Raw genomic sequence first — 12370 nt, 5'->3', positions numbered from 1 at the left:
GTCACACGTCCCCCGCGATCGTGTTGCGCTCGCTGGGCTGCACATAGACCAGACCGTCGCCCTCGAAGCGGATCTGGAAGGCCTCGCCGCCGCCCTCGCCGAGGAACGTGCGGAACGTCACACCGGACTGGAAGGACTGCCGCACATTTCCCTGGTGCGCGATGTACGCGCCCGGGTCCACGGTCAGCGGGTACTGGGAGCTCACGCGCAGCACCACCGCCGGGCCGTCGGACGTGATCGCCGCCTGCCCGTGCCCCTCGACGGTGGTCGTGAACAGCCCGTTGCCCTGCGAGGCGCCTCTCAGCCCCGTGAAGGATGTGCCCGTGCGCAGCCCGGCATCGGTCGCGAGCAGATTGCTCGACTCCACGTACAGCTTGTCCCCCTGGAGATTCACGAGGTTGATCTCGGCGGCCCGGTCCGCGAACCAGCAGGTCCCGTGCCCCTTCACCTCCATCACCGTCATCTGCTCGCCGGTGAGGCGCCGGGTCACCATCCCCCGTACCCCCTCGCCGCCGCCGCTCAGCTTCTTGAAGGCCATCTGACCGTCGTACGCGACCATCGAGCCGTTCTTCGCCTTCACGGCGTCCCCGGTCATGTCGACGGCCAGCACCTTGCTGCCTTGAAGTCGGAACATCGCCACGCTGTGAAGGTAGCCGCCGGGTCGGGCCGCCGACAGGGCCCCAGGGTGGATCCCGACCCTGATCACACCCCTAGGGCACGCCGTCCGTGCCCCCGGGCCGGGGTACCGGGGTTCTTGATGCCACAATGGTCCGACGCTTGTGCGTGCGTTCACAAAGCGGCTTTCCCGCCGAAAGCGAATCTCCCACCGAAGGTGACCCGTCCGTGGATATAAAGACCGCCAGCGCCCTGCGCCGCCTCCGCCTGGTCTCGGCCCCCGAGGCCGTTTCCTTCCTCCTGCTGCTCGTCTGCTCGGTCCTGAAGCGGACCACGGACTTCAACGCGGTGCCCGTCATGGGCGCGATCCACGGTGTCCTCTTCATCCTGTACGTGATCTTCTGGGCGGACGCCTGGAACCGCAGCAAGTGGAGCACCGGCACCGGCCTCCTCTACTTCGTCCTCTCCGTCCTGCCCACCGGCGGCTTCTTCGCCGAGCGCAAGCTCAAGCGCGAGGCCGAGGACGCGGTCATCGCGTCCCGCGCCCGCCGCGAGGGAGTCGTGAAGGCGTCATGATCGTCGCCTTCTCCGTGACGCCGCTGGGCGTCGGCGACGACGTGGGGGAGTACGTCGCCGACGCCGTCCGAGTCGTCCGCGAGTCCGGCCTGCCGAACCGCACGGACGCGATGTTCACCTCGATCGAGGGCGAGTGGGACGAGGTGATGGCCGTCGTCAAGCGCGCCGTCGCCGTCGTCGAGGAACGCGCACCGCGCGTCTCGGTCGTCCTGAAGGCGGACATCCGTCCCGGTGTGACGGACGGTCTGACCTCCAAGGTGGAGACGGTGGAGCGGCACCTGTCCGCGTAGCGGATACCGAAAAGCGAGACGGGGCTGACCACGATGTGACCGGCCGGTAAGGTCTTTCGCGTGCCGAAGCCGCTCAGTCTTGCCTTCGATCCCATCGCCCGCGCCGACGAACACTGGAAGCAGCGGTGGGGGTCGGTGCCGTCCATGGCCGCGATCACCTCGATCATGCGCGCACACCAGATTCTGCTCGCCGAGGTGGACGCGGTCGTCAAGCCGTACGGACTGACCTTCGCGCGGTACGAGGCGCTGGTGCTGCTGACCTTCTCCAAGGCGGGCGAGCTGCCGATGTCCAAGATCGGCGAGCGGCTCATGGTGCACCCGACGTCCGTGACGAACACCGTGGACCGGCTGGTGAAGTCCGGGCTCGTCGACAAGCGGCCCAACCCCAACGACGGGCGCGGCACGCTCGCCTCCATCACCGAGAAGGGCCGCGAGGTCTGCGACGCGGCCACCCGCGACCTGATGGCGATGGACTTCGGGCTCGGGGTGTACGACACCGAGGAGTGCGCGGAGATCTTCGCGATGCTGCGGCCGTTGCGGATCGCTGCGCACGACTTCGACGAGGAGTAGGCGGCGGCAGGCGGGGGCGCGGGCGGGGAGCACGCGGGGTGCGGGTAGGGCCGGGGGTGCGCGAAGATCGCGCAAAAGGGGTCGTTACGCTCGTACCCATGAAGAAGAGCGTGCTGACCAGGTACCGCGTGATGGCCTACGTCACCGGTGTGCTGCTGGTCCTGCTGACCCTCGGTGTGATCGCCAAGTACCTGCTCGACATCAACGGTGCCGTGGACTTCACGCGCGTCGTCGCCATCGCGCACGGCTGGCTCTACGTCGTCTACCTGGTGTTCGCCTTCGACCTGGGTTCCAAGGCGAAGTGGCCGGTCGGCAAGCAGCTGTGGGTGCTGCTGGCCGGGACCATCCCCACGGCCGCCTTCTTCGTGGAGCGCAAGATCTCCCGCGAGCTGGAGTCCAAGGTCGCGGACGGCTCTCCCGCGGTCGCCAAGGCGTAACCGATACCGCCACAGGCGTGGTCTGTGGCGGTCAGCCATCGACATTTACTAGGACGTCCTAGTAAATTCGAAGGTATGGACGCTGACGCCATCGACGAGGGCCGCCGACGCTGGCAGGCCCGCTACGACGCTTCGCGCAAGCGCGAGGCAGACTTCACCACGCTCTCCGGCGACCCCGTGGAGCCGGTGTACGGGCCCCGGCCCGGAGATATGTACGAGGGCTTCGAGCGGATCGGCTGGCCGGGCGAGTACCCCTTCACCCGCGGGCTCTATCCGACCGGCTACCGAGGGCGTACGTGGACCATCCGGCAGTTCGCCGGGTTCGGGAACGCCGAGCAGACCAACGAGCGCTACAAGATGATCCTCGCCAACGGCGGCGGGGGACTGTCCGTGGCCTTCGACATGCCCACGCTCATGGGGCGCGACTCCGACGATCCGCGCTCGCTCGGCGAGGTCGGGCACTGCGGGGTCGCGATCGACTCGGCGGCCGACATGGAGGTGCTCTTCAAGGACATCCCGCTCGGCGACGTCACGACGTCGATGACGATCAGCGGACCGGCCGTCCCTGTCTTCTGCATGTACCTGGTCGCGGCGGAGCGGCAGGGTGTCGACCCGGCGGTGCTGAACGGCACGCTCCAGACCGACATCTTCAAGGAGTACATCGCGCAGAAGGAGTGGCTCTTCCAGCCCGAGCCGCACCTCCGTCTCATCGGTGACCTGATGGAGCACTGCGCCTCGAAGATCCCCGCGTACAAGCCGCTCTCCGTCTCGGGGTACCACATCCGCGAGGCAGGCTCCACGGCCGCGCAGGAGCTGGCGTACACGCTGGCCGACGGGTTCGGGTACGTGGAGCTGGGCCTCTCGCGCGGCCTGGACGTGGACGTCTTCGCGCCCGGCCTCTCCTTCTTCTTCGACGCGCACGTCGACTTCTTCGAGGAGATCGCCAAGTTCCGGGCGGCGCGGCGGATCTGGGCCCGTTGGATGCGGGATGTGTACGGGGCGACGTCCGAGAAGGCGCAGTGGCTCCGCTTCCACACGCAGACGGCCGGTGTCTCGCTGACCGCCCAGCAGCCGTACAACAACGTCGTCCGTACGGCCGTGGAGGCGCTCGCGGCGGTTCTCGGCGGCACCAACTCCCTGCACACCAACGCGCTGGACGAGACCCTCGCCCTTCCCTCCGAGCAGGCCGCGGAGATCGCCCTGCGTACGCAGCAGGTGCTGATGGAGGAGACCGGCGTCGCCAACGTCGCGGATCCGCTGGGCGGTTCCTGGTACGTCGAGCAGCTCACCGACCGGATCGAGGCCGACGCGGAGAAGATCTTCGAGCAGATCAGGGAGCGGGGGTTGCGGGCGCATCCCGACGGTCAGCACCCCATTGGTCCGATCACCTCCGGCATTCTCCGGGGGATCGAGGACGGCTGGTTCACCGGGGAGATCGCCGAGTCCGCGTTCCAGTACCAGCGGGCCCTGGAGAAGGGTGACAAGCGGGTCGTGGGGGTCAATGTGCACCACGGGTCCGTGACCGGGGATCTGGAGATTCTTCGGGTCAGTCATGAGGTGGAGCGGGAGCAGGTGCGGGTGCTGGGCGGTCGTAAGGCGGCTCGGGACGACGCGGCTGTACGAGCCGCCCTGGACGCGATGCTCGCTGCCGCGCGGGACGGGTCCAACATGATCGTTCCCATGGTGGAGGCGGTGCGGGCCGAGGCCACGCTGGGCGAGATCTGCGATGTCCTGCGGGACGAGTGGGGGGTGTACACCGAGCCGGCGGGTTTCTGAGGGGTTTGTTCGCCCCCTCCGCCCCTGCCCGTCCCTTCATGGGGCTCCGGCCCCAGAGCCCGCTCCTCAAACGCCGGAGGGGCTGAATCTTTCCCCCGGGGAAGGGATGGGCTGGGGCGGCGGGGGCGAAGACTGCCTACCCCTCGGCCGTCGCCCCCATGAGCCCCAGCAGCAGCACCCGCGTGAAGCTGCGGACCCACTCCTCGTCCGCGGGCTCCGCGCTGACGAGGGTGCGATGGACCACCGCGCCCGCGACCACGTCGAAGATGAGGTCCGCGGTGCGGGCGGCGGCCGCAGGGTCGGACTCCGGAGGGAGTTCGCCGCGGGCGGTCGCGCGGGCGCGGCCCTCCAGGACCAACCGCTTCTGGCGGTCGACGATCGACGTACGGATGCGTTCGCGCAGCGGCTCGTCGCGGGTGGACTCGGCGACGACCGCCATGAGGGCGGTCTTGGCCTCCGGGCGGTCCAGGATGGCCGCGAACTGCAGCACCACGCCCTCGATGTCCGCGGCGAGACTGCCCCGGTCGGGGAGCTCCAGCTCGTCGAAGAGGACGGCCACCGCGTCGACGACGAGTTCGTTCTTGCCCGCCCAGCGGCGGTAGAGGGTCGTTTTCGCGACCCCGGCGCGCGTCGCCACGTCTCCCAACGTGAGCTTCGACCAGCCCAGTTCGACCAGGGCCGCGCGCGTCGCCTCCAGGATCGCGGCGTCCGCGGCGGCGCTGCGCGGGCGCCCCGTACGGGGGGCGGAAGTGCGACTCTGCATGTCAGTGACCATATCCGGCGGTTCTGTGGGGGGCGTATCCGGCGGTTCTGTGAAGCCGTGAGGGAGATCACCGGGGAAGGGCGTACACCGGCGTCCCCATGCAGTTACGCTACGACCCGTAGCGAAAGCTCGTACGCCGTGGTCCGTGTGCGAGCGACAACCACTGGCGCCGGGTGGGGACCCGGCGCCGAGCAGTACCGAACACGCCGTATCAAGCCTGGCTTTCACAACGCTTTTCACACGTGCGCGCGGAAGGGGGAGGATGTACTCATGCAGCCACGGAACATGTCCATGAGCGGAGTCGTCGACCTCGCCGCGGTGAAGGCGGCCCAGGAGGCCAAGGCGAAGGCGGAGCAGGCGCGCGCCGAAGCGGCCAGGCAGGGCGGCGGAGGCGGGGCCGTATCCCCCGCCAGCCTCGTCATCGACGTAGACGAGGCGGGGTTCGAGCGCGACGTTCTGCAGCGGTCCACCGAGGTTCCCGTCGTCATCGACTTCTGGGCCGAGTGGTGCGAGCCGTGCAAGCAGCTGAGCCCGGTCCTGGAGCGGCTGGCCGTCGAGTACAACGGACGCTTCGTTCTCGCCAAGATCGACGTCGACGCCAATCAGATGCTGATGCAGCAGTTCGGGGTCCAGGGGATTCCGGCGGTGTTCGCCGTTGTCGCCGGGCAGGCGCTGCCGCTCTTCCAGGGGGCGGCCGGCGAGGCCCAGATCCGCGGAACCCTCGACCAGCTCGTCGAGGTCGCCGAGCAGCGCTTCGGTCTCACCGGCCTGACGGTCGACCCGGACGCCGAGCCCGGCAGCGCCCCGGAGGCGCCCGAGATTCCGGCCGGCCCCTACGACGCGCTCCTCGAGGCCGCCGTACAGGCCTTGGACGCGGGCGACTTCGGCGGTGCCGTCCAGGCGTACAAGAACGTGCTGAGCGACGACCCGGGCAACACGGAGGCCAAACTGGGCCTCGCTCAGGCCGAGTTGCTCCAGCGTGTGCAGGGTGCCGATCCGCAGCAGGTGCGCAGGGAAGCCGCCGAGAAGCCCGGTGATGTGCGGGCGCAGATCGCCGCCGCCGACCTGGATCTCGTGGGCGGACATGTCGAAGACGCGTTCGGACGACTCATCGACACGGTGCAGCGCACGGTGGGTGACGACCGGGATGCCGTACGGCTGCGGCTGCTCGAGCTCTTCGAGGTGGTCGGCGGCGACGATCCGCGGGTGATCGCGGCGCGTCGCGCGCTGGCCAGGGCCCTGTTCTGACCAGTTCCTAAACGCTGGGGCTTGTGATGCCCAAGTGAAAGATTTGCTGACAGAGGGACACGTGGCCGCGCTTTACCAAATCTTGGTAAACGCGGCCGCTGTTACTTGGAGTAAGTCGAGGGCGTTGATCTGTCGGATTCCGTCCAAGGATCAATCGTTTTGTCACCCGCCCCGGCACCACCCTGCGTTGCCGACCGATACCGACGGGTCGTTGTTCGGTTATACGGCCGTTACTAGCGAGTAACGAACCCCCTTGTGCGGGCGGCGAGAATGCACCACGATCGGCGACGCTCGGTCCATTCCCCGTACCCCGACAACCAATCGGGTCAACGGGTTTTGTGGGTCCCCACCGAGTAGAGCCGGCGGCAGTGGCGCCGGCTCTTGGACAGGGGGGTCTTTGCCGTTCGGCAGAGCCTGTCCAGCAGGTTGTGCGTGATGTGTGTCAGGCGCGACCAGTGGTTGTCGCTCGGGGGTGATCGCCGGTGATCGGTGCGCGGTTCGCGCCTCCGAGGACGGGCGCTCTCCTTACCGAGGACGTAGCACTTCTCCCATCCCTGCCCGGCTGAGCCGCCGACATGGGGCAGTCAGGGCCAGGAGATGTACGTCCGAGAAGGAGGAAATATGGAGTCCCAGGTGCGTGGCGGGACCAGATGGAAGCGGTTTGCGGTCGTGATGGTGCCCAGCGTGGCCGCCACGGCAGCGATAGGTGTCGCCCTCGCGCAGGGCGCTCTGGCCGCGTCGTTCAGCGTTTCCGGTCAGTCGTTCAAGGTGACGGCGGACCGGCTCGACGGTACGGGCTTCTCCCAGTACGGGGCCATTGACTCGGGTTACAACCTCGACGGCAGCAAGACGGCTCACCCCGTCGCTGTCTCGGGCTTCAAGTCCGCGTCGATCACCAACATGTGCCAGTCGGTGGTCACCCCGAACATCCCGATTCTGGGTTCGGTCAGCCTCATCCTCAAGGCGGGCGGCAACGGCACGCCGGTCGAGGCCGACAACCTGTACATCGACGTCGAGGACCTCGAGGCCAATGCCACCTTCCGTGGCATTGACATCGGTGTTGCCGCGAAGGACGCCAGCAAGGGTCCGGGTATCTCGAAGGGCGACACGGCCAACCCCTACGGGTTCGCGCAGCAGGCCGACTCGGCCACGCTGACCGACGTGAAGCAGACGGCGTGGGCGACCACCGCCGGTACGTTCAAGCTCAGCGGCCTGAAGATGTCAGTGTCCAAGGGCGTCAAGGAGTGCTACTAGGCACTCCAGGGGCGGGCGGGGGAGCCTAGGCTGCCTCGCCCGCCCCGCTCCTTCCCGCCGTACGCGTCCTTCTCCTACGCGTACTTCTCACAGCAAAGCCGTTCCAGGGAGCTGTTTTCCATGAGCGCCGAGACTCCTGCCGCGCCCGGCCAGAACGACGAGCACTACCTCACCGTGTTCCGGCGGAACTTCCGCGCCTGGAGGGGCAACCGTCCGTTCTGGGCCGGCCTGTTCATCCTGCTCGGCGGTTTCCCCATCGCCTACTTTCCGTACGCGCACCTCCAGGTCGGCCATCTGACGCTGGCGATGGCCACCACCGCCGGCGCGGGCTCCCTGATCATCGGCGTGCTGCTCGTCGTGCTGGGCATCAGCCTCTGGTTCCAGAAGCACGTACGGACCTTCGCGGGTGTCGCGGCGATTCTCCTTGGGCTGGTCTCCATCCCGGTGGCCAACCTCGGTGGCTTCCTCATCGGCTTCCTGCTCGCCATGATCGGCGGCGCGATGGCGGTCTCCTGGGTGCCGGGCGAGCCCGCCGAGCAGCAGTCCGCGCCGAGGGGCAAGGGCGAGACCCCGAACACCCCGCACACCCCCGCCGCCCCGGACGGCGCGACCTTCGAGGCCGCGGACGGGTTCGGCGAGCCGAACGACCTGTCAGGAACGAGCCCGGCGAACGGGGCGAACGGGAGGCACAGTGCCGGCTGACGAGGCGACCCACGGGACTGATGTGGACGAGTCCCGTGAGAGAACCGGGCCGCGCCACGCGGCGCCCAGGAAGCCGCTGTTCACCAGGTTCCACATGCCGGCCGGCAAGGCGATCGCCCTGGCGGCGATGCCGACGGCGGTCCTCATGGGGATGGGCCTGACGCCGACGCTCGCACAGGCCGACGACCACTCGACGTCGAAGAGCCTGACCGCCGACGAGTACCAGGCGTGCGTCGAGGCCGTGGACGGCTCCACGGACGGCAAGGACGCGTCGGCCACGCCGTCGTCCTCCGCATCGGCGAGCGCCGGCGCGTCCGCCGACAAGGCCGAGGCGACCCCTTCGGCCACGGCGTCCTCCGGCGAGACCTCTTCGTCGGATTCAGGTTCCGACGACAAGGCCGAGCCCACGCCGTCCGCGTCCGCCTCCGCGAGCAAGTCGTCCCAGAGCGACACGGCCACGGCGACCCCCTCGGCGTCCGCGAGCAGTGGCAACGTGCTGGACGACATCGGCAACGCCATCACAGGCATCTTCACGGGCGACGACACCTCCTCGGCGAGCGCCGGCGCCACGCCGACGCCCTCCGCCTCGGCGAGCGCGAGCCAGAGCGCCTCCGGCACGACCGCGTCCGACACCGTCAAGGACACGACCGACAAGGTCACCGACACGGTCAAGGACACCGTGAAGGACACCACCGACACGGCGTCCAAGGCGGCCTCGGACGCCACGGAGACGGTCAAGAAGGCGGCCGACGCGGCCACCGCGTCCCCGAGCTCCTCCGCGAGCTCCAGCGTGGACCCGTCGGACTGCCCCGTCGCCACCGACGACGAGGGCGGCGTCGACAACCCTGTGACCCTGCCCGACGACCCTTGGTACCTGAACGCCAGCTCGCTGCTCCTCAAGGGCGCCGACTACCAGGGCATCGTGAAGGTGAGGACCGCCAACGGCACCGTCAAGAAGGTCCTGAAGTACGTGATCTCCGACGGCACGGACATCGGCGATCTGCACCAGACGGTCAAGGACAAGCAGTCCGGCAAGACGTACCACGTGCAGGCGGCCAGCGGCTCGACGTCCACCATCCGTGACGGCAAGACGGTCATGTACACCGAGAGCATCTCGGGCAATCTGCTCGGCCTGATCCCGATCACGTTCAGCCCGGACAACCCTCCGCCGCTGAACATCCCGCTGATCTACTTCACCAACGTGAAGGTCGTGCAGGCCGGCCAGTTCGGCGGGACGCTGACCGTCCCCGGGCTGCACTCGTACCAGACCGACTGAGCGCCCCCCAGAGCCCGTTCGGGAGCCGCGAAAACGCTGAGGGCGCCCCCTGTCACAGGGGGCGCCCTCAGCGGCGTACAGGGGCCTTGGATCAGGCGTGGCCGCTCTCGCCCAGGTGGTGCACCCGGACCATGTTGGTGGTGCCGGGGACGCCGGGGGGCGAGCCGGCGGTCATCACGACGACGTCGCCGTTGTTGAACACCTTCAGCTTCTGCAGCTCGGAGTCGACCAGGTCGACCATCTCGTCGGTGCTGTTCACGAACGGCACGACGTGGGACTCGACGCCCCAGCTGAGCGTCAGCTGGTTGCGGGTGCCCTCGTCCGTGGTGAAGGCCAGGATCGGCTGGGTGGCGCGATAGCGGGACAGCCGGCGGGCGGTGTCACCGGACTTGGTGAAGGCCACCAGGCCCTTGCCGCCGAGGAAGTCCGCGATCTCGCAGGCCGCGCGGGCCACCGAACCGCCCTGCGTGCGCGGCTTCTTGCCGGGCACCAGCGGCTGCAGGCCCTTGGAGAGGAGCTCCTCCTCGGCCGCGATCACGATCTTCGACATCGTCTTCACGGTCTCGATCGGGTACGCGCCCACGCTCGACTCGGCCGACAGCATGACCGCGTCCGCGCCGTCCAGGATCGCGTTGGCGACGTCGGAGGCCTCGGCGCGCGTCGGGCGGGAGTTGGTGATCATCGACTCCATCATCTGGGTCGCGACGATCACCGGCTTGGCGTTGCGGCGGCACATCTCCACGAGGCGCTTCTGCACCATCGGGACCTTCTCCAGCGGGTACTCCACGGCCAGGTCGCCACGGGCCACCATGACGGCGTCGAACGCCGCGACGACGCCCTCCATGTTCTCGACCGCCTGCGGCTTCTCCACCTTGGCGATGACGGGGACGCGGCGGCCCTCCTCGTCCATCACCTTGTGGACGTCGTTCACGTCGTTGGCGTCGCGCACGAAGGAGAGGGCGACCATGTCGCAGCCCATCTTCAGGGCGAAGCGCAGGTCGTCGACGTCCTTGTCCGACAGCGCCGGCACGTTCACGGCCGCGCCGGGCAGGTTGATGCCCTTGTGGTCGGAGATCACGCCGCCCTCGATGACGACCGTCTTGACCCGGGGGCCCTCGATCTCGACGACCCGCAGCTCGACGTTGCCGTCGTTGATCAGGATCTGGTCGCCCTTGGAGACGTCGCCGGGCAGACCCTTGTAGGTCGTGCCGCAGATCGACTTGTCGCCCGGGACATCCTCGGTGGTGATGGTGAACTCGTCACCGCGCACCAGCTCGACGGGACCCTCGGCGAAGGTCTCCAGACGGATCTTCGGCCCCTGGAGGTCGGCGAGGACACCGACCGCCTTGCCGGTCTCGGCCGAGGCGGCCCGGACGCGGTCGTACCGCCCCTGGTGCTCGGCGTGCGTGCCGTGGCTGAAATTGAAGCGGGCAACGTTCATGCCGGCCTCGATCAGCGCGACGAGCTGCTCGTGGGAGTCGACCGCGGGGCCGAGAGTACAGACGATTTTCGAACGGCGCATGGGGCGATCCTATCGGTTTGTTTCGCTACGGAATATTCCGTCTGGTGGAAGATACAAATGGGCGGGCTGGTGCTCAGGCGTTGCATGCTCCGAGCTCAGGGGCTGCTCTCTCCGACCAGCGCATACGTCTGTGTGGCGATCTCCAGTTCCTCGTCCGTCGGCACCACGGCGACCGCGACGCGCGCGTACTGCGGCGAGATGAGCCGGGGCTCGTCCGCTCGTACGGCGTTCAGGTCGCCGTCGACCGCCAGGCCCAGTTCCTCGAGCCCCGCGATCGCGGCCTCGCGCACCGGGGCGGCGTTCTCGCCCACTCCGGCGGTGAAGGCGATGGCGTCCACCCGGCCGAGGACCGCGTAGTAGGCGCCGATGTACTTCTTCAGGCGGTGGATGTAGATGTCGAAGGCGAGCCGGGCCTGCTCGTCGCCCTCGTCGACACGACGGCGGATCTCGCGCATGTCGTTGTCGCCGCACAGGCCGATCAGGCCGCTCTTCTTGTTGAGAAGAGTGTCGATCTCGTCGGTGGACATCCCGCCAACACGCATCAAATGGAAGATGACCGCGGGGTCCATGTCACCGGACCGCGTACCCATCACCAGCCCCTCCAAGGGCGTCAGCCCCATGGAGGTGTCCACGCACCGGCCGCCGCGCACGGCCGACGCCGACGCCCCGTTGCCCAGGTGCAGCACGATGACGTTCACGTCCTCCGGGGCCTTGCCCAGAAGCTTCGCGGTCGCCCGGGACACATACGCGTGCGAGGTGCCGTGGAAGCCGTACCGGCGGATGCGGTGCTCGTCGGCGGTCTTCACGTCGATCGCGTAGCGCGCCGCGGACTCCGGCATCGTCGTGTGGAACGCGGTGTCGAAGACGGCGACCTGGGGGAGGTCCGGGCGCAGTGCCTGAGCCGTACGGATGCCCGTCAGGTTGGCCGGGTTGTGCAGCGGGGCGACCGGGATGAGGCGCTCGATCTCGGCGAGCACGGCGTCGTCGATGACGGTCGGGTCCGTGAAGAACTTGCCGCCGTGCACCACCCGGTGGCCGATCGCGGCCAGCTCGGGGGAGTCCAGGCCGAGCCCGTCCTTGGCCAGCTCCTCGGCGACGGCCTTGAGGGCGGCCTCGTGGTCGGCGATGGGGGCGATCTGCTCGCGGGACTCCCCACCGGTCAGCGGGGTGTGCTTCAGCCGGGAGGTCTCCTCGCCGATGCGCTCGACCAGACCGGCCGCGAGCCGGGAGCTGTCGCGCATGTCGAGCAGCTGGTACTTCACCGACGAGGAGCCGGAGTTGAGGACGAGGACGCGAGAAGCAAGGGGGGCCGAGCGCGGCTCGTCGGACAGGGCGGTGGTC

13 protein-coding genes are annotated in these 12370 nt (G+C 68.6%); 9 read left to right on the top strand and 4 right to left on the bottom strand.

All coding sequences use genetic code 11. The annotated features are described in order from the left end of the window. Position 1: 1 nt before the first annotated feature. A complete protein-coding gene (locus tag ACZ4WS_RS39090) occupies positions 2–634 on the bottom strand; it encodes an AIM24 family protein (protein ID WP_467987972.1) in 633 nt (210 codons plus the stop codon). Positions 635–843: 209 nt separating this feature from the next. Here ACZ4WS_RS39090 and ACZ4WS_RS39085 point away from each other — a divergent pair, with 209 nt between their 5' ends. From ACZ4WS_RS39085 to ACZ4WS_RS39065, 5 genes are all read left to right on the top strand, one after another. Next, a complete protein-coding gene (locus ACZ4WS_RS39085; protein ID WP_467987843.1) occupies positions 844–1191 on the top strand; it encodes a DUF3817 domain-containing protein in 348 nt (115 codons plus the stop codon). After that, positions 1188–1481, top strand: a complete 294-nt coding sequence (locus ACZ4WS_RS39080; RefSeq protein ID WP_355853228.1) for an MTH1187 family thiamine-binding protein — start codon at positions 1188–1190, stop codon at positions 1479–1481. Before ACZ4WS_RS39085 ends, ACZ4WS_RS39080 begins: the two co-directional genes overlap by 4 nt. A 60-nt stretch (positions 1482–1541) precedes the next feature. Next, positions 1542–2051, top strand: a complete 510-nt coding sequence (locus tag ACZ4WS_RS39075) for a MarR family winged helix-turn-helix transcriptional regulator (RefSeq protein WP_467987841.1) — start codon at positions 1542–1544, stop codon at positions 2049–2051. A gap of 98 nt (positions 2052–2149) precedes the next feature. Beyond that, the gene (locus tag ACZ4WS_RS39070) at positions 2150–2488 is read left to right on the top strand and encodes a DUF3817 domain-containing protein (protein WP_467987839.1); all 339 of its coding nucleotides are present in this window, start codon (positions 2150–2152) and stop codon (positions 2486–2488) included. A 75-nt stretch (positions 2489–2563) separates the two neighbouring features. Next, positions 2564–4264 (top strand): acyl-CoA mutase large subunit family protein, encoded by a 1701-nt coding sequence (locus ACZ4WS_RS39065; RefSeq protein ID WP_467987837.1) that lies wholly within the window; start codon positions 2564–2566, stop codon positions 4262–4264. Between the two features lie 136 nt (positions 4265–4400). Here ACZ4WS_RS39065 and ACZ4WS_RS39060 read toward each other — a convergent pair whose 3' ends face one another. Next, entirely contained in the window at positions 4401–5027 is a 627-nt protein-coding gene (locus ACZ4WS_RS39060; RefSeq protein ID WP_467987836.1) for a TetR/AcrR family transcriptional regulator, read from the bottom strand. 270 nt (positions 5028–5297) lie between these two features. On the opposite strand from ACZ4WS_RS39060, the gene ACZ4WS_RS39055 reads away from it, so the two are divergent. The 4 genes from ACZ4WS_RS39055 to ACZ4WS_RS39040 all read left to right on the top strand — a co-directional run bounded on the left by ACZ4WS_RS39055 (position 5298) and on the right by ACZ4WS_RS39040 (position 9507). Beyond that, positions 5298–6275: a tetratricopeptide repeat protein gene (locus tag ACZ4WS_RS39055; RefSeq protein WP_467987834.1), complete on the top strand. Its 978-nt coding sequence runs from the start codon at positions 5298–5300 to the stop codon at positions 6273–6275. 621 nt (positions 6276–6896) lie between these two features. Beyond that, positions 6897–7529 carry a DUF6230 family protein gene (locus ACZ4WS_RS39050; RefSeq protein WP_467987832.1) on the top strand — a complete coding sequence of 211 codons (633 nt, stop codon included), beginning with the start codon at positions 6897–6899 and terminating at the stop codon, positions 7527–7529. Between the two features lie 120 nt (positions 7530–7649). Next, positions 7650–8231, top strand: a complete 582-nt coding sequence (locus tag ACZ4WS_RS39045) for a DUF6114 domain-containing protein (protein ID WP_467987830.1) — start codon at positions 7650–7652, stop codon at positions 8229–8231. Further along, positions 8221–9507 (top strand): hypothetical protein, encoded by a 1287-nt coding sequence (locus ACZ4WS_RS39040; RefSeq protein WP_467987828.1) that lies wholly within the window; start codon positions 8221–8223, stop codon positions 9505–9507. The genes ACZ4WS_RS39045 and ACZ4WS_RS39040 overlap by 11 nt, the downstream gene beginning before the upstream one ends. A 91-nt stretch (positions 9508–9598) precedes the next feature. Here ACZ4WS_RS39040 and pyk read toward each other — a convergent pair whose 3' ends face one another. Further along, complete coding sequence (pyk, locus tag ACZ4WS_RS39035; protein WP_467987826.1) at positions 9599–11029, bottom strand: pyruvate kinase; 1431 nt, start codon at positions 11027–11029, stop codon at positions 9599–9601. 95 nt (positions 11030–11124) lie between these two features. Next, the gene (locus ACZ4WS_RS39030) at positions 11125–12360 is read right to left on the bottom strand and encodes an acetate kinase (RefSeq protein ID WP_467987970.1); all 1236 of its coding nucleotides are present in this window, start codon (positions 12358–12360) and stop codon (positions 11125–11127) included. Positions 12361–12370: the final 10 nt, after the last annotated feature.

Source organism: Streptomyces sp. NPDC029292 (assembly GCF_055569295.1).
This window is presented reverse-complemented; position numbering and strand designations above follow the sequence as displayed.

Excerpts from the sequence above, each read along its gene's own strand:
- ACZ4WS_RS39090 (WP_467987972.1), bottom strand. The coding sequence starts at position 634 with ATGTTCCGACTTCAAGGCAGCAAGGTGCTGGCCGTCGACATGACCGGG.
- ACZ4WS_RS39080 (WP_355853228.1), top strand. The coding sequence starts at position 1,188 with ATGATCGTCGCCTTCTCCGTGACGCCGCTGGGCGTCGGCGACGACGTG.
- ACZ4WS_RS39070 (WP_467987839.1), top strand. The coding sequence starts at position 2,150 with ATGAAGAAGAGCGTGCTGACCAGGTACCGCGTGATGGCCTACGTCACC.
- ACZ4WS_RS39065 (WP_467987837.1), top strand. The coding sequence starts at position 2,564 with ATGGACGCTGACGCCATCGACGAGGGCCGCCGACGCTGGCAGGCCCGC.
- ACZ4WS_RS39060 (WP_467987836.1), bottom strand. The coding sequence starts at position 5,027 with ATGCAGAGTCGCACTTCCGCCCCCCGTACGGGGCGCCCGCGCAGCGCC.
- ACZ4WS_RS39055 (WP_467987834.1), top strand. The coding sequence starts at position 5,298 with ATGCAGCCACGGAACATGTCCATGAGCGGAGTCGTCGACCTCGCCGCG.
- ACZ4WS_RS39050 (WP_467987832.1), top strand. The coding sequence starts at position 6,897 with ATGGAGTCCCAGGTGCGTGGCGGGACCAGATGGAAGCGGTTTGCGGTC.
- ACZ4WS_RS39045 (WP_467987830.1), top strand. The coding sequence starts at position 7,650 with ATGAGCGCCGAGACTCCTGCCGCGCCCGGCCAGAACGACGAGCACTAC.
- pyk (WP_467987826.1), bottom strand. The coding sequence starts at position 11,029 with ATGCGCCGTTCGAAAATCGTCTGTACTCTCGGCCCCGCGGTCGACTCC.